Annotated in this window: 25 protein-coding genes, 1 tRNA gene and 2 pseudogenes; 16 read left to right on the plus strand and 12 right to left on the minus strand. The window is 54.9% G+C overall.

Annotation, left to right across the window (positions count from 1 at the left end):
* Window positions 1-299: 299 nt before the first annotated feature.
* The 6 genes and pseudogenes from VB797_RS23535 to VB797_RS23555 all read left to right on the plus strand — a co-directional run bounded on the left by VB797_RS23535 (window position 300) and on the right by VB797_RS23555 (window position 2,450).
* A complete protein-coding gene (locus VB797_RS23535) occupies window positions 300-851 on the plus strand; it encodes a DUF6036 family nucleotidyltransferase (protein WP_323240235.1) in 552 nt (183 codons plus the stop codon).
* Window positions 852-862: 11 nt separating this feature from the next.
* On the plus strand, window positions 863-1,126 hold the full coding sequence (locus VB797_RS23540) for a hypothetical protein (RefSeq protein WP_323240172.1): 264 nt from the start codon (window positions 863-865) through the stop codon (window positions 1,124-1,126).
* Between the two features lie 221 nt (window positions 1,127-1,347).
* Window positions 1,348-1,485: pseudogene (locus VB797_RS35050) on the plus strand (hypothetical protein); the annotation flags it as partial.
* Window positions 1,486-1,501: 16 nt separating this feature from the next.
* A complete protein-coding gene (locus VB797_RS23545; RefSeq protein ID WP_323240173.1) occupies window positions 1,502-1,918 on the plus strand; it encodes a hypothetical protein in 417 nt (138 codons plus the stop codon).
* A 190-nt stretch (window positions 1,919-2,108) separates the two neighbouring features.
* The gene (locus tag VB797_RS23550; RefSeq protein WP_323240174.1) at window positions 2,109-2,237 is read left to right on the plus strand and encodes a hypothetical protein; all 129 of its coding nucleotides are present in this window, start codon (window positions 2,109-2,111) and stop codon (window positions 2,235-2,237) included.
* A 3-nt stretch (window positions 2,238-2,240) separates the two neighbouring features.
* Complete coding sequence (locus tag VB797_RS23555; RefSeq protein WP_323240175.1) at window positions 2,241-2,450, plus strand: hypothetical protein; 210 nt, start codon at window positions 2,241-2,243, stop codon at window positions 2,448-2,450.
* A 206-nt stretch (window positions 2,451-2,656) separates the two neighbouring features.
* On the opposite strand, the gene VB797_RS23560 is transcribed toward VB797_RS23555, so the two are convergent.
* Both VB797_RS23560 and VB797_RS23565 read right to left on the minus strand, forming a co-directional pair.
* Window positions 2,657-3,127, minus strand: coding sequence for a hypothetical protein (locus VB797_RS23560; protein WP_323240176.1), 471 nt, complete (start codon window positions 3,125-3,127; stop codon window positions 2,657-2,659).
* A 423-nt stretch (window positions 3,128-3,550) separates the two neighbouring features.
* Entirely contained in the window at window positions 3,551-3,760 is a 210-nt protein-coding gene (locus tag VB797_RS23565; protein ID WP_323240177.1) for a helix-turn-helix transcriptional regulator, read from the minus strand.
* A 219-nt stretch (window positions 3,761-3,979) separates the two neighbouring features.
* Here VB797_RS23565 and VB797_RS23570 point away from each other — a divergent pair, with 219 nt between their 5' ends.
* The 4 genes from VB797_RS23570 (at window position 3,980) to VB797_RS23585 (ending at window position 6,167) form a co-directional block, all read left to right on the plus strand.
* Window positions 3,980-4,246 carry a hypothetical protein gene (locus VB797_RS23570; RefSeq protein ID WP_323240178.1) on the plus strand — a complete coding sequence of 89 codons (267 nt, stop codon included), beginning with the start codon at window positions 3,980-3,982 and terminating at the stop codon, window positions 4,244-4,246.
* A 137-nt stretch (window positions 4,247-4,383) separates the two neighbouring features.
* Window positions 4,384-4,785 carry a MerR family transcriptional regulator gene (locus tag VB797_RS23575; protein ID WP_323240179.1) on the plus strand — a complete coding sequence of 134 codons (402 nt, stop codon included), beginning with the start codon at window positions 4,384-4,386 and terminating at the stop codon, window positions 4,783-4,785.
* Complete coding sequence (locus VB797_RS23580) at window positions 4,751-5,164, plus strand: carboxymuconolactone decarboxylase family protein (protein ID WP_323240180.1); 414 nt, start codon at window positions 4,751-4,753, stop codon at window positions 5,162-5,164. The genes VB797_RS23575 and VB797_RS23580 overlap by 35 nt, the downstream gene beginning before the upstream one ends.
* A 25-nt stretch (window positions 5,165-5,189) precedes the next feature.
* Entirely contained in the window at window positions 5,190-6,167 is a 978-nt protein-coding gene (locus VB797_RS23585) for an aldo/keto reductase (protein ID WP_323240181.1), read from the plus strand.
* On the opposite strand, the gene VB797_RS35055 is transcribed toward VB797_RS23585, so the two are convergent.
* The 4 genes from VB797_RS35055 to VB797_RS23605 form a co-directional block, all read right to left on the minus strand.
* Window positions 6,078-6,374, minus strand: a complete 297-nt coding sequence (locus tag VB797_RS35055; protein WP_416350917.1) for an SLC13 family permease — start codon at window positions 6,372-6,374, stop codon at window positions 6,078-6,080. The genes VB797_RS23585 and VB797_RS35055 overlap by 90 nt on opposite strands.
* 43 nt (window positions 6,375-6,417) lie before the next feature.
* Complete coding sequence (locus VB797_RS23595) at window positions 6,418-8,655, minus strand: M48 family metallopeptidase (RefSeq protein ID WP_323240182.1); 2,238 nt, start codon at window positions 8,653-8,655, stop codon at window positions 6,418-6,420.
* A gap of 227 nt (window positions 8,656-8,882) precedes the next feature.
* Window positions 8,883-11,747, minus strand: a complete 2,865-nt coding sequence (locus VB797_RS23600; protein WP_323240183.1) for a family 10 glycosylhydrolase — start codon at window positions 11,745-11,747, stop codon at window positions 8,883-8,885.
* 241 nt (window positions 11,748-11,988) lie between these two features.
* Complete coding sequence (locus VB797_RS23605; protein ID WP_323240184.1) at window positions 11,989-12,858, minus strand: Npun_R2479 family HD domain-containing metalloprotein; 870 nt, start codon at window positions 12,856-12,858, stop codon at window positions 11,989-11,991.
* 262 nt (window positions 12,859-13,120) lie between these two features.
* Between VB797_RS23605 and VB797_RS23610 the strand changes: the two genes are divergently transcribed.
* A tRNA-Gly gene (locus VB797_RS23610) sits at window positions 13,121-13,192 on the plus strand.
* A 73-nt stretch (window positions 13,193-13,265) separates the two neighbouring features.
* On the opposite strand, the gene VB797_RS23615 is transcribed toward VB797_RS23610, so the two are convergent.
* The gene (locus tag VB797_RS23615; protein WP_323240185.1) at window positions 13,266-13,832 is read right to left on the minus strand and encodes a hypothetical protein; all 567 of its coding nucleotides are present in this window, start codon (window positions 13,830-13,832) and stop codon (window positions 13,266-13,268) included.
* Window positions 13,833-13,977: 145 nt separating this feature from the next.
* On the opposite strand from VB797_RS23615, the gene VB797_RS23620 reads away from it, so the two are divergent.
* Genes VB797_RS23620 through VB797_RS23630 form a run of 3 tightly spaced genes read left to right on the plus strand, consistent with a single transcriptional unit; the run spans window position 13,978 to window position 16,902 of the window.
* Window positions 13,978-14,952, plus strand: a complete 975-nt coding sequence (locus VB797_RS23620; protein ID WP_323240186.1) for a glycosyltransferase family 10 domain-containing protein — start codon at window positions 13,978-13,980, stop codon at window positions 14,950-14,952.
* A gap of 10 nt (window positions 14,953-14,962) precedes the next feature.
* Window positions 14,963-15,961 carry an Npun_R2821/Npun_R2822 family protein gene (locus tag VB797_RS23625; RefSeq protein ID WP_323240187.1) on the plus strand — a complete coding sequence of 333 codons (999 nt, stop codon included), beginning with the start codon at window positions 14,963-14,965 and terminating at the stop codon, window positions 15,959-15,961.
* Between the two features lie 38 nt (window positions 15,962-15,999).
* Window positions 16,000-16,902: an Npun_R2821/Npun_R2822 family protein gene (locus VB797_RS23630; protein WP_323240188.1), complete on the plus strand. Its 903-nt coding sequence runs from the start codon at window positions 16,000-16,002 to the stop codon at window positions 16,900-16,902.
* Between the two features lie 14 nt (window positions 16,903-16,916).
* On the opposite strand, the gene VB797_RS23635 is transcribed toward VB797_RS23630, so the two are convergent.
* Complete coding sequence (locus VB797_RS23635; RefSeq protein ID WP_323240189.1) at window positions 16,917-17,210, minus strand: YggT family protein; 294 nt, start codon at window positions 17,208-17,210, stop codon at window positions 16,917-16,919.
* A 100-nt stretch (window positions 17,211-17,310) separates the two neighbouring features.
* Entirely contained in the window at window positions 17,311-18,558 is a 1,248-nt protein-coding gene (locus VB797_RS23640) for a M23 family metallopeptidase (protein WP_323240190.1), read from the minus strand.
* Between the two features lie 362 nt (window positions 18,559-18,920).
* Between VB797_RS23640 and VB797_RS23645 the strand changes: the two genes are divergently transcribed.
* Entirely contained in the window at window positions 18,921-19,661 is a 741-nt protein-coding gene (locus tag VB797_RS23645; protein ID WP_323240191.1) for an ankyrin repeat domain-containing protein, read from the plus strand.
* A 50-nt stretch (window positions 19,662-19,711) separates the two neighbouring features.
* Here the strand turns inward: VB797_RS23645 and VB797_RS23650 are convergent, their stop codons facing one another.
* The 3 genes and pseudogenes from VB797_RS23650 to VB797_RS23660 form a co-directional block, all read right to left on the minus strand.
* Complete coding sequence (locus VB797_RS23650) at window positions 19,712-20,440, minus strand: HAD family phosphatase (protein WP_323240192.1); 729 nt, start codon at window positions 20,438-20,440, stop codon at window positions 19,712-19,714.
* Between the two features lie 134 nt (window positions 20,441-20,574).
* Window positions 20,575-21,459, minus strand: a complete 885-nt coding sequence (locus tag VB797_RS23655; RefSeq protein ID WP_323240193.1) for an S-methyl-5'-thioadenosine phosphorylase — start codon at window positions 21,457-21,459, stop codon at window positions 20,575-20,577.
* A gap of 36 nt (window positions 21,460-21,495) precedes the next feature.
* Window positions 21,496-22,365: pseudogene (locus tag VB797_RS23660) on the minus strand (Tab2/Atab2 family RNA-binding protein); the annotation flags it as partial.
* A gap of 247 nt (window positions 22,366-22,612) precedes the next feature.
* Between VB797_RS23660 and VB797_RS23665 the strand changes: the two are divergent.
* Window positions 22,613-24,733 (plus strand): TIGR00300 family protein, encoded by a 2,121-nt coding sequence (locus tag VB797_RS23665; RefSeq protein WP_323240195.1) that lies wholly within the window; start codon window positions 22,613-22,615, stop codon window positions 24,731-24,733.
* Window positions 24,734-24,804: the final 71 nt, after the last annotated feature.

The following is a 24,804-nucleotide window of genomic DNA, read 5'->3' on the forward strand; positions in this document are numbered from 1 at the left end:
CTGAGGGTCGTCTCCTCTCCCCTTTCTAGGTCTCGTCTCCCCATAATTTAAATGCAGCGGACGTTTGAAAGTCTCTAGCGTTGAGTTCGAGGTTGGTTGCCGCCGCTCAATCGGAACACTATGACGTAGTTGAAAAGCTATCGGCCAGTTGCAATGCTCTGGTGGCTTCAGTCTTAAGTCAGGATACAGGTCGTGAATCTATGCGCTCTTTTTCAAATCCTGCTACCGAGTTATGATAGAGCTATGGACTCCGTATGAGCGAAGACAACTAGAGCAAATCTGCTATCTATGTGCCGAATATGCACCCGCACGTTGACCCTCAGAAGATAGAACGATTGATGCAAGTCTTGGGTCGAGAAGCTCAGGGTGCAGGCTGCATTTATTTTACGGGTGGTGCTAGTGCCCTACTGATTGGGTGGCGGAATTCCACAGTTGATATTGATATTCGTCTAGATCCTGAACCCCTAGGCATCTTTCAGGCAATTGCCAAAACCAAACAAGAATTAAATATCAACATCGAACTCGCTTCCCCGCAGGATTTCTTACCCCCACTTCCGGGCTGGCGTGATAGGAGCATCTTCATTGGTAAATACGGTCAAATCTCGTTTTATCATTATGACTTCACAGCCCAAGCGCTCTCTAAGCTATCCAGGAATTTTGACCGCGATATCAAAGATGTGGAAGCTATGTATACACAGAAATTATTTTCCTTAGAACAACTGCGGGATAGCTTTGAAGCCATTGTACCCGAATTGATCCGATTCCCCTCTCTTAATCCTGATTTGCTGAGAAGCAGAGTTGAAAAATTCATTGAAGATTGCGAAAGTAACTCAGAAGAGGGACAGTCATGAATTTGAATGAGTTGCCAGGAGCAGAGCTGATTCTGCCCGGACTAAATGATCTTGCTCATGGTAGAACAAATACAGTTGGGTCATTGTTAATCGCAATCGCAGCAACGCGCCTAGCCGAAGCAGGCTTAGATTTTCCTCAAGATCATCTAGCCGCAGAACCAGAACTAACTCTGTACGCCCGTCTTCAAGATGAACGAGATGATGCCTACCTCTACTACAATGCTTTGCTGAGTCGCCTGAATAGCTTTTGCAATGCACTTGAACTTCGTGATTAATACAAGCTATCTCAATGAGAGACTGAAGCTTTTGCCAATTCTAGGTTTTGGGACTTCCAAATCCTCTAACATAGAACTAGATCCAGGTGCAGAAAAATAGCTAAAATGATACGAACGATTGCGGCAGACAAAGTAACGCTCTACGATTTAGAGCAGGGCTATTTCAATCCAATTGAGGAACCGATATGGTAGTTAGGCTATCTCTCAAACCCTGACCCCCGATGCCTCAACTTGCGATTGTCGATGCCTTTGCCGACCTCTGTGATACCCGTCGCACAGCCGGACAACGTCACCAGCAGGCACTCTGTCTGGCCCTCTTCACCCTGGCAGTCGCCGCAGGTAACCGAGGCTTTTTGGCCATCGGAGACTGGCTCAATGCCTATGACGATGAGTTGCTCTTACTCTTTGAACCCCCAAAAAAACCGACTCCCCTCTTACAGTACGATTCGACGGGCGCTCCTGCGACTAGATTACCGGGACTATTCAGCTCGGCTCTCTCGATTCTTCGGCATTCAGCCTCTAGCAGGCGAAACCATTGCCACCGACGGCAAAGTCCTGCGCGGCTCCTATGAAGCTAGCCGTGATAATCCAACCCTAGCGTCTCATCCAGCCATTATGCTAGTAACGGCCTACATCGTGGAGCGGGGACTGATTCTAGAACCCTATGAGGTCAACGCGAAAACCAATGAAATCACCGCTCTGCCTGCTTTGATTGAACAGATGGCGCTCAGGGGCGTCGTCTTTGCCTTTGATGCCATAAGCAGCCAAAAAAACGGCACAGAGCATCATTGAGAGTGGTAAAGATTATTTGGGTGCGCTCAAGGGCAACCAATCAGGCTTACTCAAAGCAGTGGAAACCCACTTTCAGCCTCAGCAGACTGTCCACCAGATCAATAAAGGGCAGGGTCGCATTGAGAAACGGGCTGTTAGCATCACGCATCTGTTGGACAACATTCCTGAGTTTCCAGGACTACAAAGCGTGATGCGAGTTGAATCAGAACGCCAAGTCTATCGGGCTAATGTCATCGAAGAGAGCCGCGAAACTCGTTGCTACGCGGCTTCATTTATCGAGAGTGCAGCAGCTTTTGCTGAGCGGATTGGCGGCTACTAGGGCGTGGAGAACAAGGTGCATCACGTCCGGGATGTGACGCAAGGAGAAGATGCTTCGCGCATCCGAACCTCACCGTTGATACAGAGTTGGGCAATTGCCCGCAACTTTGCCCTGAATTTGTATCGCGACAATGGTTTTGAGAATATGGCTCAAGCTCAACGGCTTGTTGGCTTTGGCCTCAGCACAATCAAGCTATTATTTAGGATGAAATGACCCTGTCTGCCAGTCAGTCTCCTTCAAGATAGCCTGCAATCACGGCAGAAATTCGCTCTTGCTGTGGAAAGACCAAATTTCTTACCGCGCTTGGCAGTCGGGAAGCTGAAGCAGGCGTTGCCATCTGAGTGCCTTTACTCAGTTAAGCAGATTCTAGACAGCAGCTTTTTCTCAGATCAGCCGTTTGATCTGGCTGATGGAAGCGATTAGCTAGGTTTCAAAAAAAACGCGACTCCGACTGCAATTACGCTGCCCATCACCGCTAGAAGCCACATCCGTTTGATGGCTTGCGGGCTGTTGGGGCTGCCGCTCAGCAGACCTGGATATTTGATCAAGCTTTCTGCTCCGCCTCGAAACCAAATCCAATAGCTGAGCAGCAGGATGACTGTCCAAATCGAGATCCACCAGGCGACCACAAATGGATTTTTGGTCTGGAGCACCCAGTAGTCTGCAATATTGGCAATCCCGCCTGCTGTCATGCCAAGTCCCATCACCAGCCAAGGCGCAGTTGTGCCTAGAAAAAATCCGCGAATGAGTTTGGTGTAACCGACTCGCAGCGCTGAGTTATTTTGAATATGAGGCTGTGCCCTGAACCACCAGATTAGGGCATTAACCGCATTGACCAAAATTGCTAGCAGCCAGAACTGGTTGATCACAGTTTCTATAGAAAAGCTCATATCTCGGCTGCCGCTTGTTTCTCCAGAATACTTCAGCCTGATTAACTGGATTTACGGATATTGAAAATCTGAGACGCTAGGAATTTTTCTGGTGATGCGTGATGACGGTTCTTTTATAATCGAGCAATCCCCTCATATCGCTGTCCTGCATGACCAATCCCAATGTTCCATTGCTCAGGCACAAGTTCAGTTGACCTAGCTGATTGACACCGCAGAGCAGGGAACTCTTGAAATCGCCCGGCAAGGAAAACGGGCTGCGGTCATTCTGTCGGCTGACGAGTTTGATCACCTGCTGGTCACTAGGGGAAGCTTCGGCAAATCACTATTGCAGCGATTTTCACTGTCAATGATTTGATCTTGATTACAAACGACACTTCAGATTATGCAGACCTTCAAACTCTTGCACAACTGTAATCTAAATCGTTAGGAACCTTCCTCGTACCGCATCAAATCTCCGGGTTGGCATTTGAGGGCTTTGCAGAGGGCACTCAAGGTTGTTTCATCAATCCGCGTCAGCCGCCGCCGAGTTTTAAGCCTAGAGACAGAATGAGGATGTATTCCCATAGCTGCGGCCAGCTCCTTATTGCTGATGTTGCGTTCAGCCATTACAACTGCGAGTCTCCAGTGAATCACTGCTTTGATGCCCAGCTTCAGCGGCGTTTTGCATGGCAGATGTTATCACTTTCTACTCATGTCACGAGTTAAAACAAGCCGTTACAGTACTGAAATAACCCGTAGCGGTTGACAAGCCCTCTACAGCAGATGTAAATTGAGCCCAATCCAAAAACGGTTGCCCCTGCGTCTGGAAAACATCAGGGCAACCGTCCTTCACCGCTTGCACGGGAGATGCTTATGATAACGTCGAAAACTGAACCAGAAACCAGATCGGCAAAACTCGAAACAACCATTCCAGAGCTTCTACAGGCTCCAATCCCCGACGCGCCCTCCGGCAAGCAGCCGATTCGGATCTTGGTCTGTGGCCTGCCCAATGGCGTCAATCGCGTCGTGCATCAGCTGCACCTGCTGGGTTTTGCTGAAGCTAGCGAGTGGAGTCCGGCCTTGCCCTCTCCGATTGCCGGAGAAGTGATTCGGATTCTGGTGCGCTATCACATTGCTTGAGATAGAGTTTCGGCTGCGCTCAATCCCAGATTTTTGTGTGGCTTTTAGCTCAATTACCATGCGGCTAAACCCTACCAGCCTAAAGTTTGAATTATGCTATTGACTTAGAGTACACTCTAAGTTTTATGGTAAGAGACATGGACACGGAACTGTCAATCCAACAGGTTGCAGGAATCACTCAACTGAGTATGTACACTTTACGCTACTACGAACGAATTGGTCTGGTTGCTCCGATCGAAAGGGCTTCAAGCGGTCATCGTCGCTATTCCAGTCAAGACATTGCCTGGATTAATTTTTTGATTCGACTGCGGGCGACTGGAATGCCCATTCGAGAGATGCAGCAGTTTGCTGAGTTACGAAGACGAGGTGGTTGCACCCTGACTCAACGACGGCAACTGCTTGAAATCCATCAACAGCGGGTACATCAGCAGATTGACGAACTAACTCAGAACCTAAAGGTCATTCAAGAGAAAATTCAGCATTATCAAGAATTGGAGGGACAATATGACACGAGTTCACTTACAGAAAGCAGCCACTGACCGTTATCAACGAGGATGGCAAAAACTTGCAGAAGTGGATGGGTATGCTGGCGAACAGGTGATTGAAAGCTTAAAGGGAATTGCTCCTGATTTAGCACAATACATCATTGAATTTCCGTTTGGAGATATTTACTCACGCCCAGGACTAGATCTAAAATCTAGGGAAATCGCTACCGTTGCTGCACTGACGGCAATGGGCAATGCTCAACCGCAGCTCAAAGTCCATATTCACGGCGCATTAAATGTTGGTTGCACTCGCGAAGAAGTGGTAGAAGTGATCATTCAGATGGCAGTCTATGCTGGATTTCCGGCTGCTTTGAACGGAATTTTTGCTGCAAAAGAAGTTTTTGCAGAACGAGACGCGAAAGCAATGAGTTGAGTCAGGCAATAGATGAGGAAAAGAGATGAAAACTCGCACCCTTGGGGAAGGATTGAGCGTTTCAGCGCTGGGGCTTGGCTGTATGGGCATGAGTTCAGCGTATGAAAATCGAGATGAATCGGAAGCCGTTCAAACTATTTACCGCGCAATTGAGCTTGGCATTACTTTCTTTGACACAGCTGAGGTGTATAACGATAACGAACATCTGGTCGGGCGGGCAATTCGGAACTACCGCGATCGCGTTGTCATTGCAACGAAATTTGGCTTCAAAATCGACGAAAGCGGAGCGATTGCTGGCTTAGATAGCTCGCCTAAAAATGTTCGCCAAGTCTGTGATGCCTCGCTGCGGCGATTAGGAGTTGACTATATCGATCTGTTTTATCAGCACCGCGTCGATAAAACTGTCTCAATTGAAGAAACGGTTGCAGCGATGGCGGAACTCGTACAACAAGGAAAAGTTCGCTATCTTGGACTCTCGGAAGCAAGTCCGGAGACGATTCGTCGCGCCCACGCCGTTCATCCAATCACTGCGCTTCAGTCTGAATATTCGCTCTGGGAACGAGGAGTCGAAACTGAGATTCTGCCGACGTTGCAGGAATTGGGAATTGGTTTTGTTCCCTATTGTCCGCTGGGACGGGGGTTTTTAACGGGGCGAATCAAGCGGGCTGAAGCGTTTGAAAATGACTATCGCCGCCTCGATCCCCGATTTCAGGGAGATAACTTTGATCAAAATATGAAATTGGTTCAGCAAGTCCAAGAAATTGCTGAAGCGAGAGGGGCAACGGCTGGGCAAATTGTGCTAGCGTGGCTGCTCCACCAAGGTAGTGATATCGTTCCGATTCCTGGAACAAAACGAATTGCTTACCTTGAAGAGAATGCAAAGGCAAGTGAGATCGTTTTCAGCACTGAGGACCTAAATCGGTTGAGTAAGCTTGCTCCTGTAGGTCTCACGGCTGGCGAGCGCTACACTCAAGAACGAATGAATTGGCTTGATGCAAACTAAGACAAATAAAACACCCAGAGCAGAATAATTTAAATGATTAATCATCAACGCCACTGAAGTCAGCACTAGTGCAACGTCTAGATAGGCAATTTGCGAAAAAGAGCCAATCAAGATATTTTGAGGATTACCACTGATGGTTACGATTGAGCCAATGTTGGTTACTGTCGCCAGCGCTAGCAGGTAGGGAATCGGGTTAAGTTTCAGCATCAATGTTAGGCCAAGCGTCAGCGGTGCAAAGACAATAGATAACTCAACCGCCGCCGCGTAAAATTAAATAAACCGCCAGCAGCACCGCCGCCGCCGCCAGAGCCGTAGACCAAATCGGGTGATGGCTCAGCAGGCTGCGGCCTTTCTGCACCTGAATCTTATCCACGTCAATCCAGGGCGTTGCACCCCGCCGAAACCAGCCCGTCACCGTCACCGTCCGGCCAATCAGCGCGGTTGGACGCTGGGCTTGCGGCAACAGGTCGCTCAGCCAGCCCAGCTTGCTGGTGTAGTGCAGCCGAATCAGGCCGCTGGAGGTTTGCAGCATCAGGTCGCGGTAGAGCCAGTTTTGCAGGCTTGTCTGCCCCACCAGCTTGCCCTGCACCTGCACCGGCAGACTGTCAAGCGGCAGCCGATCCGGGTCGCTCAAGAGCTGCGGCAGATCAAAATCAACCAGATTGGCACGTTTAATATCCGGGTAAAAGGGATTGATCCGCACAAACAAACCAATGCCAAACCCCAGCAGACAGCAAGCCCAAAACACCGACTGCTCAGTAGCCAGCCAGGACAGCTCAAACCAGCGGAGCTGAGTCGCCAGCCGCCCCACCGCCCAGAGCAACAGCGACGAGAGCGCCCCAAACAAAACGCCAAAAACCGGCGCAGCCTGTAGCACCAGCCGATTTAGCTGCGGCTTAGGGCGGCTGGGCTGGCGCAACTCAACTTCAGGCGGCAAGCGCCACCGCTGCGCGTACTGCATCAGCAGCGCCAAGCGCTCGCCCAAGGGCGGATGGCTGTTGTTGAGCTGCAGCCAGCGACGGTACGGGCTGTGGCAGTCCCAGTCAAACAGCGCCGCATCGCCCTGATAGAGACTGCTGGGCAGCGCGCTATGAAAGCCCACCGGCGCCAGCAGCTCAAAGCCTTCCAGCAGCGGATCGGTTTGCTGCTGCATCTGCTGTGCTGTGCCTGAGGCAACTTTTAGCAAGGCGCGCGCCAGCCCGTTGGGGTTGCCCGTCAAGTCGCAGGCCAAGCGGTCGCTGTAATAGAGCCGCACCCGCGACAGCCACAGCCCCGGCAGTCGCAGCAGCCGAAACAGGCCGTATCCCGCCGAAGAAACGACCACGGCAAGTCCTCTAAAAACTGGATTTTTTTGTTGATCGCCCCAGTTGGCGACCTGCCAGTAAACCAGATAAGGAAGCTGAGCAATCAGAGTGATGGCTGAGAGCGTCCCAAAATCCCAGTAGCGAATATGCGCTAGCTCCACCGCAAACAGCGTCGCCGTCTCGTCTTCGTTGAGCTGATCCAACAGCCCCTGACTGACGGCAATCCGGGCGCGGCGCGGCAAATAGCCATAGCTGAAAATCATCGGCGCGGCGGTGGGCAAGAGTCCCAGCTCAGGCAGAGGCAGGCGCTGCTGATTGCAGAACCGCCGCAGCAGGCGCAGGCTTTCTGGACTGCTCTCAAGCTGCGAGTTAAGCGGCTGCAAGCCGTAAGCCTGTCGCAAGATCAGATGCAGCAGCCAGGGTGAAGCTGCGGCCAGCCCTAGCAAGAGCAGCAGCAGCGGCAGGCCAATTTCTACCGGCAGAATCAAACGCGGCGTGTTGATTAAGTTGCTGACCGCAATTGAAAACTCGTTCCACAGCCCAAACGCCCAGCTCAGCAGCGTTTTGCTCATCCAGAACAGCAGCACCAGCGAGCCTGCCTGCAGCGCCCAGAGGCCAGAGGCATCAACTTTGCCCAGCGAGTTCCATTTTTGAGTCCGAATGGCAGCGGCGGGCGAGCGGGGCAGTAGCGCAGTTTCTGCGGCGGGTTGAGTGGTAGGGCGAGTTTTAGTGGATGGCGGTGGGGGGGAGGGCTGGAGGCTGGAGGCGGAGGGCGGCTCGGGGAGCGGCACAAAGCCGGTTACGTCGTCAGAGCTGGGCGGCGGGTCGGAGGTGTCCAGATTGGGGGCGGTCGAGTCGGGGGCGGTCAGCTCGGCGAGAGTCTGCTCTGCCCAATGCCGGACTTGCGGGTTGGAGTGATCGCAGAGGGGCTGGGCGAGAAGGGCGGCGGCCTGCACCTGCTTCGTGCGGGCGTAGGCTTTAATCAGCCCCATTTGGGCTTTTAAGCGGGTGGCGGCATCCAGGCTGGCTTCGCAGTCGCTCAGTTCGGCAATGGCTTTGGGATAGTCTCGCTGTTTGAGGGCGGTGAGGCCCGCATGCAGCGAGATCTGTAGCTTGGCTTCGTGCTGGGCGTGAGCCAGATCCAGCGAGGCTGATGCACTCAACGAGTCAGAAAAGTCAGTCATGCTGCTGCACCGCAGAGGATAGGATTTTACTGGGAGTAGGATGCCCTCACCCGCCTATTTTATAGAAGGTTCTGTAAAACCCGCGAATTTGCTGCCCAGAGACTCAGCGAGCTAGATTCCGCCCTAAAGCTCATTCTGGGAGATGACTACCGCACTAAATGCGCTAAATGCTCTGAATTCGTCGTGCTCATCTGGCGCTGCTGCCGCCTAGGGCTCAGGCGTGAGCGCTAGCGGCCTGCAGTTCGGGAGCCCGCCCGCCGCACCAGCACCACCTGATCGCCATAGTTCAGCAGCTTATCAATCGTTGCCAGCTGATTTTGCCAGGTGCGGATGCGATAGTCAGCGTTCAAAGTTGGCAGCTCGATCCAGCTCTTGAACTGCCCTTGAAAGCTCGTTAACAGCGCTGCAGCCTGACGCAGATTAGCTTCAGAAGGTGATTGAGCCAGCGTCTGGAGCGCCTGATCTAGCTCGGCTGTTTTGCTCTGCCAGGTTTGAGCCTGCGAGCCTCGCAGCTGCATCTCACCCTGGTCAATCAGCCAGCTCCACTGCTGCATCAGCAGCCCATAGCGGCCAGCGGCAGTGGCAAACGGATCGCGGTAGGGAATGGGATCAGCCGCAGCGCTCCCCTGCATCTGTTGAAAAATCTGCTGTAGCTGTCCATCCAGATTCTCGGCTGCAAACAGCGCAAACCCACCTGAGGGCGAATCGCGCAGGGCCTGCACCTGATCGACCACCGTGGCATCCGACAGGTTGAGCAGGCGAATGCCGGGTAAGACCAAGGCCGCTCCCAGATTTGCCTGCTCTGAAAGCCAGGGACTGGTGAGCCGCTGCAGGCTGTTGGTATCGCCCGCGTAGCTCATCAGCACAATCATATCCAGATCGCCCTGCTGCGCCCAGCGCTCCCAGTTCTGCTGAATTTCGCTGAGACGGCGGCGTTCAGGCAGGGCAAACACAGCCGCTGAGAGAATTAAATCCGGCCTGAGCTGGTGCAGGCGCTCAGAAGTCTCCGCTACAAATGAGCTGACCTGCTCAGTCCGAAAGGCTGTCCACTGCTGCCAGAGCTGCTGCTGGGCTGGGCTGGTCGGCGAGAGCGTGATCGGGTCAACCCCAGTCTGCTGCTGAAACTGCTGCCTTGCAGCGGTGCCATAGCCGTAGGTATGGCCGCCAGCTCGCGGATCTTGGAACGGGTAGCGGATATAGTCTAGCTGCAAGCCATCTACGTCATAGCGGCTGACAATTTCCTCGTACAGGCTGAGCAGATATTGCCGCACCTGCGGGTTGGCTGGGTCTAGAAATGGCTTGGTCTGTCCCGGCGGAATCAGCGAACCCCGGCTGTCGAAATTGGCCCAGTCGGGATGAGCCGCTAAAACTGGCCCTGGATAGCTGGCCGGCTGATTCAAAATCAGGTTGTGCGTCTGGTTGCCTGCCGCAAACGTCCAGACCCAGGCATGGAGCTCCATCTGGCGCTGATGGGCCAAATCGACCGCCTCAGCCAGCGGATCCCAGCCGCGCGTCAGCGGGTTTTGGGCCGGCGCAACCTGGCTGGGATAGATCGGGTAGCCAGCGTTCACCGTTTCAAAAAACACGGTGTTAATGCCTGCAGCGGCCAGCCGATCAAATAGCTGCGCCAGCCCCTGTCGCGAACCCGCCTGCACAATCGTGCCGCGATCCAGCCAGATGGCGCGGACTTCCGGCTGAGACAGCGGCCGATCGAGCGGAAAGTTGTTCCACAATAGCTGGCGGGTTGCCAACCACTGCTGCCGCGCCTGCGGGTAGTTATGCTGGCTCATGGCCGCCGCAAAGCTGCTGTAGCCCTGCCGTGCTTCGGTCAAAACCGCGTCGTTGAGGGTAGCCTCAGCCGGGTTGATAGCGCGAATTGGGATGACCTGTCCAGCAGCGCCAGCAGAAGATCGGGCCTGCGACCCGTCCCGCGAACTTGCCAGAATTACAGCGCTCTCATAGCGGCCAATCAGGTTTTCTAGCTCCTGCTGCATGAGGCCAGCTTCATACAGCGTCATGCGAGGGCTATGCAAGTCCAGATCTGCCGGCGTGATCTGCTCTGCTGGATCTTGACTCACGCTGCTAGTTTGAGCTGAGGGCAGCGACTGCACAGGTCTTGTCGGTAGCGCGGGCCAACTCAGAGGCCGACTCAGGGGCTGAGGCAGATCGGCTGCGGGCTCAGTCACTGGCTGAGTCACTGGCTGAGTCACTGGCTGAGCTGCGGGCTGCGGTGTCGCTGGTGAATCTAAAGTGGCAACTGGTGCAGTCGCCCTAGATCTCGCTGTCCGACTGACTGGTGCTGCCAGCAGGGGCGGCAGGTTGCCGAACCGACTCACCGCAGCCCGCAGCCAGCTTTGATCAAAGTCGCTCAGGCTGGCTGTCTCATCTCCCCAGCGCCAGCCCAAAAAAGTGGTTTTTTGCGTCACCACCACCGCAGCGCTAGCTCCATCGCTGGAGGGCTCAGTCTGATTCCAGACCGCTACGAGCTGACTGGCCAAACTGGTAGGCACCAGCAGGCCGCCAATCGCCGTACTGCCTGCATCGGCCCCACGCGCCCAGCGCTGACTTGCCAGCTGTAGCGGCAGCACCGACTGAGGCTGCGATTGATCAGCCGCCCAGTAAGCTCCGAGCAGCGACCGCAGCGCGTTCTGTACTCCCGCCGAAGACTGACTGCCCACCGCACCGCTGACAATCAGGCCACCGCCGCGATTCAGCCAGGCCTGCAGCCCCAAAAGCTGCTCTGCAGAAATGCTTTCTAGATTTGGCAAGAACAGCACCGTCACCTCGCCAAAGTCAGCGGCAGGCAGAACGTCGCGCCAGTCAATCACGTAGTAGGGCAGGCCGCTGGCATCTAGTCGATCGATGATCGTTTGCCACTGATGCGCGTTCTCCTGGCTTTTGACCACGCCCACAACCGGGATCTGCTGAGCCTGAGCAAGCTGGAGATTGGGTGAACTTGGGTCGATTGCGCTGGCGGGTGCAGTAGCAGGTAAGACAAGCAGGGTTCCTAGCAGCAGGCTGGAAATGGAAAGGGTCAGTGGGCGGAGGGAATTCACAATAAAACCTAGACTGTAGGGCTGGACATGAAGCAAGGCGAGATTCAGGGGCTGAGTCTCGTCAAAATCAGGTTGCCCATCAGACTTGAACCTTCAACAGAGTATCGCAACATTCAGCTCCCCGTGCCGGCTCTCAGGGGAGAAGAGCATTGGTTTTTCAAAAATTTGTCAGCTCTTCACATTTGCAGGTTCAGCTGGTTTTACTTCACAAAAAATTCATCCAAAAATCTCGTCTCAAGCTGAACGATGCGGCGAAGCTGGAGAATTTGCAGCTCTGCTAGCTCAAGGCTGCCCGCTCGACCACCATGAGCTCTGGGCTAAAGGGCTCATGTTCCACTACGAACACATTTGAGTACAGGTTGGCTATCACCTGCTTGCCTTGCTGGGTTAGCTCTAGATATTTCAGCGCATCCTTGACGTAGGGATAAACGCCGTTCCAGTAGAATTTGGGATAGTTTTTACGCAGGTCGCCAGGATGCCGATAGCCTAAGATATCGCTGACGCCAGTTTCTTTGAATTCGTAAAACAGGGCGCTAATTTTCTTGAGATAGCGCGGATCGCTGAGCTGACCAATCAGATCTGAAGCGCGAATCAGGCCAGGATAGTGAGTGGTATCTTGGTGATCTTCTTTGTTGGGCACCGGGAAACGGGTGAGCTCAATGTTCACTTTGATCCGCTCAGAGTCAATCAGATGATGCCCGCCAAACCGCTCATCGACAAATAGCTTGGCCCGATCAACGTGATAGGGCGTCAGGCTGGCGTCCGTGGAGCTGGCGTCCAGATGCACCATGTCCTGGCCCTGCCCTGTGGCATACCAGCCCTCACGGTCATCTTTACAAACGCCCTTCACATAGCCAATATCATGGCAGACCAGCGAAATAATAAAATGCAGCCAGTCTTCGCAGGAAACGCCACCCTCACGGATATGCCGTCCGCGCAGCAGCTCCTGTCCAACCAGCGTCACTAAAATCGTATGCTCTACGTTGTGGTAGAGGGCATCGCTGTTGGCAATATTTTCCAGCGCCATTGACCCGACCCAGCCAATAATGTCTTCATAGTCATGTTTCCAGGCTCCGTAGGTGCGACGGTAGCCCTGCTTGAGCTTCTCTACAAAGTCATCAATCAGCAGTTCGGTGGCGTTAAACATTCTGGTGTCTCGCTTGTTGCAGAAGATTCAGGATTGAGAGCAGGGGTGAGCAAAATTTGAGCTGGGCTCGCAGCTCTGTTGCAGTTAAAATGCCCAAGCCGCTAGCCTTAATTTTGCTACTGCCCTAGTTTTGGCCCTAGTTTTGAAAATGACTTGCATGAACTAGCTCAGACCTAGATCCTAGCGAGTTTGACCAGATTTGGCCTCCGCGAATCTCGCAGAAATGCGCTATGCTTGGATGCACAAGAGCTGTGGGTGTAATGCGGGTGTAATTCAGTGGTAGAATGTCAGCTTCCCAAGCTGAACGTCGTGGGTTCGAGTCCCATCACCCGCTTAAAAAATCGGCTGGCCTCAGAAATATCCTGAAATATCCTGTGAGAAGCTAGGCAGATGAGCTCTCATTACGCTCAGTCCACAGCCTCGCTCCACAGCCGCTCTAGCTGATAGCGCCAGGCAGCCAAAACCTCGCTGCGCGACTGGGAGCCAGAATTGAGGTCGCCCATGACTCCCTCTTCATAGAACCGCTCCAGCGTCTGCATTGTGGCTTCTAGCGACTGTCCCTGCAGCTTGGCAGCCTGCACGATCTGGCGAATTTGAGTTTCGGCCAGCTTGTTGAAGCAGTCATTGAGACCCCGCTGGTGCAGCTCAATCAGGCGCAAGATGGCCTGCTGAAAATCCTCGGCTTCCAGGCTGGCGGAGCGATGCTGAAATATGCCCCAAAGCAGACCTTGAAACAGGGCGTAGCGCAGCTCTTGGGTTTCGTCAAAATTGGCTTCTAGCAGCTGCTGAAAAAACGGCGCGGCTTCTTGGGCCGGAGCAATGGTCACCAGCGCCCGTAGCCAGGACTGATCTTCTGACAGCAGCACCAGCAGACGAAACGCCTCGCCTTCGACCTGCCAAGACTCTGGTTCGTTCACCTGCACAGCGTTCTCAAACAGCGCCGTGAGCGAGGTGGTGATCTCAGATGGGGTCATAGGGTAACCCGGATTTTATAAGCGCCTCTACAGGTTGTACCACGATGCAGGCGCTCTAGCTGGGATAGATTCAGCAATTTGCGGGCATTCTACAGATGACTTCAAAATATGATTGCAAATTCTTCTCTATCGGTGCCGCTCACTCATGGACAAACAGATAGTTGGAATGATCTCGTCCTACAGCGGGCTTTCGCAAGCAGACTGGCTCTGGAAGCAAACCCCTGAACCCTTTGGCGTCTGGAAAAACATCCAGATTCTGAAGAACGCGCCGCATCCTGACTGGCTGCTGATGTATCAGTATGATTTTCAGCCTCATCTGCCGCAGTCTGCCTGGGCTCGGCTGCGGCAGAAGCTGGGGACTCAGGCTAACCTGACTGGGCCAACTGCTGCCGAACTGCGGGGCATTCCTCAACATCGAGCTATCTACCTGCTGCGCGAACCACCGCTGCCAGAAATTCAGCAGAAAAATCAGCAGAACTATGAGGCTGCTCAGCCAATCTGCGGCTATATTTCTGGCCCTGATGACGCTGCGCCTACCCCGGACTATATGCCTGCCATCTGGTATGTTTCCAACTCGTTTGAGCAGCTAGATCAAGGCCAGATTCCTGATAAAGTCAAGCCCTGTAGCTGGATTACCTCCGGCATCAGCCGTACTGCAAACCATCGGCAGCGGCTAGCCTTCCTGCAGCGGCTGCAAGATGAGCCGGTTGCGCTAGATCTATTTGGGCGCGGACTGCCGCCCCTGACGCGAGCAGTGGGCGAACTGGAAAACAAATGGCACGGCATGGCTCCCTACTACTACAACCTGGCGATTGAGAACTACGCCGATAACGATTGGTATGCCAGCGAAAAGCTTTGGGATGCGCTGCTTTGCTGGTGTTTGCCGATCTATTACGGCGGTGCAGCGGCTGATCGACTGCTGCCGCCCGGAAGCTTCTTGAGACTGCCCAGCCTGGACGAAAAAGGCATTGCCTATATCCGCGAGATTACGGCTACGCCTGACGCCTGGTATGCCGCCAAAGCAGCAATTGCCGAAGCGCGACAGATTATTTTGCGCAAGCTCAATCTGCTCAACTGGCTCTCTGAATTTGTCGAGAATGCCGAGAGCCTGTCAGCCTAACTACGCCACTATGAACGGAATCTGTACACTTGCTAACGACCAGGTTTACGATCAGCTGATTGCCCTGCTCAACAGCATCGAGAGTCGATATGGGCCGTCTATGCCGGTCTGCATCTATCCCTATGATCGGCAAACTCAGCGAATTGCAGCGGCCATCCAGCAGCGCCCCCAAGTCCAGCTTTACGATGACGCTGATTCTATAGCGCGCTGGGATCAGTTTGCTCGGCAGGTCTGGGATCTCCATCCTACGGCCCGTCAGCGCTGGGGCATTCCCCCTAACGACTACCATCGTGTCGGCACGCATCGCCGATTCTGTGCCTTTGATGGGCCGTTTGAGCGGTTTCTGTATATGGATGCCGATACGCTGCTGCTCGATGCCGTCGATGTGGTTTTTGCCGAACTCAATCAGCATGACTGGGTTGTATACGACTTTCAGCATAAAGATTTGAGCCATGTCTATGAGATTGATTTAACTAATCTTGCTCAGCCTCAGGTCTTTGGTCTAGCTCGACTCCAGACCGAAATTTTCTGCTCTGGATTCTATGCCGCCAAGCGCGGTTTATTTGATGCTCAAGCGAGAGCCCACCTGCTGACCTGCTTACAAGCTGGCGAGGCTGAACTGCTCTACCCAATGGCCCCCGACCAGACAGTTTTAAACTACATGGTGATGAGGTCGGAGCTGACCAGCCTCAATCTAGCGCTGAGCTTGCCGGCGTCAGAGCGCACAGGTAACTCTGTCACCTCGCCGCATTTTGAGCAGCGCGATCATCTGCTCTATGACCGAGGCAAGCGCCTGATGTATCTGCACTATATTGGTCTATCGAGCCAGCTATTCAGCCGCCTCTGCGCCGGAGAAAATCTGGATTTCCCCTACCGCGATGTTTTCCTGCACTACCGCTATCTCAACCAGCCACAGCCCGTTTTGCGGGGTGCGCGTCAGCCATATAATGCCGCCCCTAGCTTCCGGCAGCGTTTGGTCAAGAAGCTGGCCAAGCTCAATTCGCTCTAGTTTTACAACAGTCTTACAACATTAGGAGAACAATCTTCATGCGCGGAATTTATATTACTGCTAACGATCGCGTGATTGATCAAGCTATAGCTCTACTAAAGAGCATTCGCGCCTACGATACCGAAACGCCGGTCATTTTGATTCCATACGATGACTCATACCAAGCTGTCGCCGCCGCTTTGTCAGCTTATAGCGTCACCCTCTATGCCGATCTGAAGTTCATTGAGCGGCTCTCCTGCCGCCTGCAGCAGACCTTTGGCGAGCAGTTTTTTGCTCGTCCCAACCAGTTTCGCAAACAGGCCTGCTGGTTTGGCCCCTTTGATCAGTTTCTCTACCTAGATACCGACATTGTGGTGTTTGAGCCGATTATCCAGACGCTGGACTATCTGGCCGACTATGACTTTATCTGCGCTGACTACCAGCATGCAGGCGGCATCAGCAACGTGTTTAGCCCTGAGGTGATCAGCTCAGGCGTATTCAGCGAGGCTGACTGTCAGGAGATTTTTAACTGCGGCTTTTGGGGCGCAAACAAAGGGCTGATTTCTGAAGCTGATCTCTATCAGGTGTTTCGCGAATGCGCTGCCCATCCAGAATATTTTGACTTCTCGCAGAAAACCTCTGACCAGCCGATTATTAACTACATGGTGCTGAAGCGCATTGCCAAGCGGCTGAATCTGGTGCGGCGACCTGAAGGCGCTCCCGGCAGCTGGGCTGGCAGCCCGCAGTTTCGGCGCGAGGGCGATATTTTAGTTGACCCAACCCACAACCAGCCGCTGCAATATCTGCACTGGGCCGGCTTTCGGATTCAGCCCGGATGCCCTTACTGGGAGATTTGGGAGCATTACCGCTACTTGGGCGAAGAGAAGCCTGTCGCCGTCATTCCTGCCGCAGTACCCCAAAAACCAATCTGGCAGCGGGCATTAGCTAAGCTCACTCGCTAGGGCGTATAGTCTCGCTAGGGCGTATAGTTCAGCATAGTCAGCAAACCCTGCTGGCCCAGCAGAATCTCGCGCAGAAAGCTAAAAATCCCCACCCAGATGATCGGCGTGATATCTACGCCACCGAACGGTGGCACGAGCTGGCGGAGCGGAGCCAAAAAGGGCTCGGTTGGCAGCACAACCAAGCTGAACGGAAATTTGCTGCCGTCTGCCTGAGGATACCAGGTGAGGACAATCCGAAAGATGAACAGGAAGATCAAGATCCCCAGCAGAGGGCCTAGAATCCAGCTAGCGAGCGTGGTGGCGGTCATGGCGGCAGATTACCTGTAGTTTTACCTGTAGTTTTCCTGTAGCTGAGCGGCTGACCCCATTTTATCAAGAAGCTCCAGTAAGTTATAGAGCAGCTCAGGTTTATCGCTCAGGTGGGGCGCTTTCCGGCAGGTTTTTTGGCAGGCTTTTGGGGACGGCGCTGGGTTCTTGAGCCTCGGCCATCTCCAGCGCTTTGGTAAAGCTCGCCGAGCGAATCAGGGCCAGCTGAGGCGGATAGGCAATGCCCAGCTTCAGAGCGCTGACAAACTGGTTCAGGGCTGAGTCAATCGCGCCGCCTGCATCCATCACCACCCAGCCGCTGGGCGTCTGCTTGCGGAATTCAAAATGCAGGTGCGGCCCGGTCGAGAGTCCAGTACTGCCAACGCGCCCAATTACCTCTCCTTGCTTCACCGTCTCACCCGGCTTGACAAAAATCTCAGACATATGGCCATAGAGGGTTTCTTCGCTGCCGTTCTGGTGCTGCAGCACAACCGTGAGACCATAGCCACCCATGAAGTCAGCTACGGCCACTTTTCCGGCGAATGCGGCCAAGACCGGCGTTCCTTCGGGGGCGCCCAAGTCAGTGCCGGTATGGAACCGACTTTCGCCCATCACAGGATGAACGCGCCAGCCGAAAGCGGAGGTGATGGCTGCCGGAATGGAGAGCGGGAACAGGAAGTTGATTGCCGCACTGCTGATCTTGGCGGCGGGTCGCAGGGTCAAATTGTAGAAATCTTTGCCCGAAGGCGTGACTCGCCCGCCGTAGACGACGCCCAGACTCATCTCGCCGCTGCCCCCGCCGTCAGCGGCCGCATTCCAGCTTGGAGCTGCTCCGCTGCTGCCGCAGATACTGCTGGGCGCAGCTTGGCCGGGCTGCACCACGGTTTCACAGCCGGTGGAGCGCTCAGACAGCACAACGCTGGGGTTGTCGGTGGCGCCCAGCGAATAGGGCGTTGAGTCGATGAAGCGGTTGGTGGCAGATTGTTCAAGGCTAGACTGACCAAGGCTAGACCCAAAGCTAGACTGCGCCTGCTCAACCAGGTTGGGGCTAATCAACGGCGGATTAGCGGGACTGGCTTCGGTTTGGCCGGGACTCGATAGCTCTAAATCAACTGATTTGGGCGGAGCAGGCGGCGCGACTGATTCGAGCGGAGGCGCTTCGGCAGGCTGCGGCTCCACAGCCGGCGCGACTGGAGCCAGCAAATCTTGAGCGCTGGGCACCGCTTCAGAGGGAGCCTGAGCCAGCGCCGGGAGTGCAATCAGCCACAGCCCGCTTACCCAGAGCAGGTGAGGCAGCGGCCAACGATTTTGCCAGCGATTTTGAGGAGAGAGTTTCTTCAAGCGAGTCATTCCTGCATCGATACTAAAGATTAGAGCTGATGCGGTAGGGCCAACGAGGGTTAAACCCTGTGAGGATAAAAATACAGCGGTGACAAAAACACAACGCTCACAAAAATATCACATTCTTGACGAAAGGCGATTTAGTCAGTTCCAAACTTTCAAATCCAAACTTTCAAACTTCAGATCAACTCCCGATTCAGGTTCTAGCTGCCACTTTCTGGACTGATCATCCGGTTGCTCAACTGAGAAACTCTGCGGAAATTGACCCAGAGTGACTGGGGCAGCTTTTTAAAGTTTTGATGAGGGAGGGACACAAACTTGAAGTTTTGCGATGAACTAGAAGCTGAGGCTCTGTTCACCCTGTTTGTTCTATGCCTTTCTCTGTTGTTCCTCTGCTGCATCGGCTTGGGCTGTTCTTGTTGCTTGCCGCCAATATGGCCGCCTCAGATCAGCAAGACTATGCTGTTGAAGCCCAGCCCCCTAGAGTGCTGTCTTCTGCATTGGCGACCTCTCAAGTAGCGACGGAATTAGCGACGGGTCAGTTAGCTCAAGCTATGATACCTGTTGGGGCAAAGTTAGTTCCGCTAACTCCAGTCAATCTGACGCCGAGGAATTCAGCGCAGATCTATCTAGCAGAGATGTCAACGGTCGATCAGTCACTGCTAGATGCGGTGACAGCAGGCCGTTTGGCTGATGTCAGAGTGGCGTTGGAGCAAGGCGCAGACCCCAACGCGGGCAATCTCTACAGCGGCTATGCTCTGGCTAGTGCGGCGACGCTGGGCTACACCGACATTGTGCAGCTCTTGCTAGAGCGAGGTGCGGCTGTCGATTTTGTCTCAGAGGACGGTTTTCGGCCTGTGATTGAGGCAATTGCCGCCGGTCAAACCGACATTGTGCAGCTCTTGCTGAAGCGAGGCGCAGATCCAAATCGGATGGCCTCCGGTCTGACGCCGTTAGAATTTGCGATCCAGGCCAACAATCCGGCGATAGTGAAGCTGCTGCTGCAGTCTGGCGCGCAGGTCAAGCCTGCAGATGGCCGCAATCTGCTGACGGTGGCTCAGCAGCAGGGCAACGCCGAAATTATTCAGCTGATCCAGCAGGCTCAGCCCTGAGATCTCAAACCAGGCTGAACTCGCGCCGATGCATGCTCCAGCCGACTGGATTAGCCCTCTGTGCTCTGCACCAGCGACTTCTCGCCCGCAAAAATCTGCTGGACGCGCTCTAGCTCCAGATCACAGAGATAGTCTACCGCCCAGTTCGCCAGCCGCTGCATCATGTGAAACGGGTAGGAATTGGCGACTCCCACCACCTGCATACCAGCTGCCTTGGCCGCAGCAATTCCGGCAAAGCTATCTTCAATCACCAGACAGTCGGCAGGCTGAAGCTGTAAAGACGGGTCATGCTGATTCAGCCGCTCCAAGGCCAGCAAATAGCCATCGGGGGCCGGCTTGCTCTGCTGTATCTCGTCGCCGGCCACAATTGCTGTAAAACATTCGGTCAGCGCTAGCCGCTGCAGCACCAGCTCAATTTCGCTGCGGACTGCGCCGCTGACCACCGCCATGACGATCTGGGCTGCCCTGAGCTGGAAAATCAAGTCATCCAGGCCAGCATAGCTCGGCAGTTGCTCAATGGCCGCAATCTGCTGCAAATAGGCCTGTGACTTTTTGGCAACCAGCTTATCTAAATATTCGTCGGTGACAACCCGGCCTCGGCGAGCCAGCAGATCTCGGAGGCAAGCCCGGTCGCTGCGTCCTAGACAAAGCTCGCGAAACTCGCTGGGGTTGGGGCGCAGGTTTTCTTCAATCAGGATCTGCTCCAATAGCTTGCTGTGCAGCGGCTCGTCGTTGATGATTACCCCGTTGAAGTCAAACAAAACCGCTTTGAGCACCATAGATATCCGGTTGGCCTGTGCGAAGGAGTTAGCCAGGGTAAGGCTCTGCGAACATGATCATTGTAGGCAGAATTTTAGATAGATTTGCGAGCAAAATTGAGCTGCTGTTCCCCCAAGGTCTGCTGCAGAGCGGCCTAGAGATACTTGTTGAGCAGCAGCTGCAGCTTGGCTTTTGTTGCTGCCGGAGCCTGATCCAGCGGCGTGATAATTGCATACTTTAACGCTGAATGCGCTTCCGACTGAGGCGGCTGCGCCACGAGCCGCCGCACGGTTTCCTGCACGACGCGCTGGGCGTTGACGGCATTTTTGGTCAGGTTCTGGACGATCATCTCTACCGTGACGCTATCGTGATCCGGGTGCCAGCAGTCGTAGTCTGTCACCAGCGACAGCGAGGCATAGGCGATTTCAGCTTCGCGAGCCAGCTTTGCTTCCGTCAGGTTGGTCATGCCAATCACCGTCGCGCCCCAGCTGCGGTAGAGCTGCGATTCGGCTTTGGTGGAAAAGGCGGGGCCTTCCATGCAGATATAGGCACCGCCCCGGTGCAGCCTGATATCCGGCAGATTCAGGCTTTCAATCGCATCGCCCAAAACAGCCGCTAGATTAGGGCAAACTGGATCGCCAAAGGTAATGTGAGCCACCAAGCCTTCGCCAAAAAACGTAGCCGCGCGGTCTTTGGTGCGGTCAATGAACTGATCGGGGATCACCATATCGAGCGGTCGCGCCTCGGCCTTGAGCGAGCCCACCGCCGAAGCCGACAGCAGATATTCGACGCCCAGACTCTTCATCGCGTAGATATTGGCGCGGTAGGGCACTTCGTTGGGCAGCAGGCTGTGATGGCGGCCATGGCGAGCCAAGAAAGCGATGCGGCTGCCCTCCAGACTGCCCAAAATCAGCTTGTCAGAAGGCGAACCAAACGGCGTGTCGATTTGCAGCTCCTCTATATCCTGGAGGGCATCCATTTTGTACAGGCCGCTGCCGCCCATCACTCCAATTTTGACGCCCGATTCGACCTCTGGCATGACTCATCTCTCGCTGAAGCTTGCGAGGTCATTCTATCAGGTCGGCTCGGCCCGCAGCAGCCAAAATCCGCTGTAGGTCATGCCAGAATCATCGGGCTGCACCAGCAGAAAATGCAGGCCAAGCGCCGCCTGCTGCCGACTCTGGAAGCTGCGGCCCGCATCGCTCACTTCTGGATCGCTAAAGGTGGTTAGCACCCAGCGATCCACCAGTCCGGCTTCGAGGATCAGGCCGTCTGGCTCGCCGGCCATGGCGCTGAGCGCGTAGGGCTTGGTCTGCTGCAGCCAGCGCGTCAGGGTCATGGCCCGCCGTCCGGCCTCAATAATCACGCCGGGAATGGGCAGGTCAGAGGGCAGCTTCAGGGCCAGCGGCGACCGCGAGGCCGGCATTTCTAGGACAGGAATGGGGCGATTCTGAAAGGCTGGAATCAGCTCACTCGCAGGCAGGGCGGCGAACTGCCAGCGCTCGCCCCAGAGGTTTTCGGGTAGGGGCAAGGGCGGCGGCTGATCGAGGGCGGTCGGGCTATAAGGCTGGCCGAGCGGGGGCAGGCTGTAGTTGGGCAGCGCGGGATATTGGGCAGCGCGCTCTTGCAAAATCTGCTTCAGCTCAGGCAGATCGCGGTTCGGCTCGACGGTGATCTGGAGCGGCAGGCAGGCAGTTTCTAGCAAACTGAGGCACTGAGGCCGAAAGATCTGGATCTGCTGGGGCAGCCCACCTGCTTCTGCCGCAAAGACCTGCAGGGCTTGGGTGAGCCAATCCGCGCTGACTTCCGACTGCGGACAGTAGGCTTGGGCCGCGAAAGCGGGGCTGTCGTCCGGCTCGCAGGCGACCAGTTCCCACACCGGATGGCCCTCAGCATCTTGCAGCGGACGGCGATAGAAATCAACCTGCCAAATTTTCATCTCACGCTGGGGTTGCCTTGCTTCTCTAGGCTACCAGGTTAAACTAGCGAGCTGGGTCGTCAGGGTTCCCTGAGGCTGGGTGCTAGCGATGCCTTTCTATGGCGTAATAAGATAAGATCTGAGGTTTGTCAACTGTTTTAACTTGTTTTAACTGCAATGGCAGCTACGGCTCTGAATAGCTATAGCAATATGAAGCAATATGACGCTAGCAACTTCAGCCGATTTCTACAATTTTCACCTTACTTGACTGATTATGAGTACAGATGCAATTCGTTTTCTAATGTGCCCGCCCGATCACTATGACGTAGACTATGTGATTAACCCCTGGATGGAGGGTAACGTTCACAAGTCTTCTCGCGAGCGAGCGGCTGAGCAATGGCAGGGACTCTTTCACCTGATCAAAGACCATGCGATTGTCGATCTGGTGAAGCCAGAGCTGGGCGTGCCCGACATGGTATTCACGGCCAATGCCGGACTGCTGCTGGACAATACCGTAGTGCTGAGCCGGTTCTATCACAAAGAGCGGCAGGGTGAGGAGCCGTTTTTCCAAGCCTGGTTTGAGCAGAACGGCTTCACGGTGCATGTCTTGCCCAAAGATCTGCCGTTTGAGGGAGCTGGAGATGCGCTGCTAGATCGCGAAGGGCGCTGGCTCTGGGCGGGCTATGGCTTTCGCTCGGAGCTAGACTCGCATCCCTATCTGGCTAAATGGCTGGATATCGAAGTGCTGTCGCTGCGGCTGATGGACGAGCGGTTTTATCACCTGGATACCTGCTTTTGCCCGCTGCTGGACGGCTATTTGCTCTACTATCCGCCCGCCTTTGACGCTTACTCCAACCGCCTGATCGAGATGCGCGTGCCGGAGCAAAAGCGGATCGCCGTGGGGGAAGTCGATGCGGCGAACTTTGCCTGCAATGCGGTGAATATTAACCAGATTATTATTATGAATCAGGCCAGCGATGACCTGAAGCAGCGTCTGGGCGCCGCCGGATTCCAGGTGCTAGAAACGCCTTTGACTGAGTTTCTCAAAGCGGGCGGGGCTGCCAAATGCCTGACGCTCCGCACCACTGAGCCGATCCAGCCTCTGCATAGCGCCGCCGCCACCGTTGAGAGCCGCACCATTCAAATGGCCGGACATCTGCTCGATTCGGGCCTGATCAACCGGGCGCTGGATATTATCACCGAGGGCGGCGGCAGCTTCCAGGTGCTCAACTTCAGTTTGGGCGAGCAGAAGCAAAGCACCTCCAACGCCGAGATCCGCGTGACTGCTCCCTCGCACAGCGTCATGGAAGAAATCATGGTGCAGCTGATCGATCTAGGAGCCGTGCCGCGTCCGCAAGAAGTTTGCGACAATCCGCTGGCCGAAGTGCTGCAGGACGGCGTAGCGCCAGATGATTTTTACGTCACCACGATCTATCCGACCGAGGTGCGGGTCAACTGCGAGTGGGTGCGGGTGCAGAATCAGCGGATGGATGGCGCGATTGTGGTGGCACATTCTCCTAGCGGCGCGACTGCCGAATGCCGGCTGCTGCGCGACCTGAAGCAGGGCGAAAAAATTATTGTCGGCGTTGAGGGGATTCGCACCGTCCGCAAAGCTGAGTCGCGCGATCTGCGGGCTGCTGACAAGGAGTTTAGCTTCATGGGGTCAGGCGTTTCGAGCGAGCGCCGGGTGGAGCTGCTAGTCGAGCAGATTGCCTGGGAGCTGCGCCAAATCCGCGACCGGGGCGGCAAGGTGGTCGTGGTGGGCGGCCCGGTGGTGATCCACACAGGCGGGGCCGATCACTTGGCGCAGCTAATCCGAGATGGCTATGTGCAGGCGCTGCTGGGCGGCAATGCGATTGCGGTGCATGACATTGAGCAGTCGATGATGGGCACCTCGCTGGGGATGGATATGAAGCGGGGCATCTCGGTGCGAGGCGGGCATCGGCATCATCTCAAGGCGATCAACAGCGTGCGGCGAGCCGGTAGCATTGCCCAAGCCGTTGAGCAGGGCATGATTACCAGCGGCGTGTTTTACGAATGCGTCAGGCATAGCGTTCCTTTTTCGCTGGCTGGCTCCATCCGAGACGACGGCCCCCTGCCCGACACCAAAATGGATCTATTGGAGGCGCAGGCTGACTATGCGCGGCTGATTGAAGGCGCGGATATGATTCTGATGCTGTCCTCAATGCTGCATTCCATCGGCGTCGGCAATATGACGCCAGCGGGCGTCAAGATGGTCTGTGTCGATATCAACCCGGCAGTCGTGACGAAGCTGAGCGATCGCGGCTCGGTGGAGTCGGTGGGCATTGTCACAGATGTGGGGCTGTTTCTGAGCTTGTTGCTGCAGCAGCTCAGCAAGCTGACTAGTCCTTATCGCTTAGCGCAAACCGTTTAGATTTCGCTTTGCGCTATCTCTGATATCTCAAGACTCACTCAGAGTAGGTCAATGGCCTACTCTTTTTTGTA

This window comes from Rivularia sp. UHCC 0363 (assembly GCF_034931125.1).
Taxonomy (GTDB): Bacteria; Cyanobacteriota; Cyanobacteriia; order Cyanobacteriales; family Nostocaceae; genus Rivularia.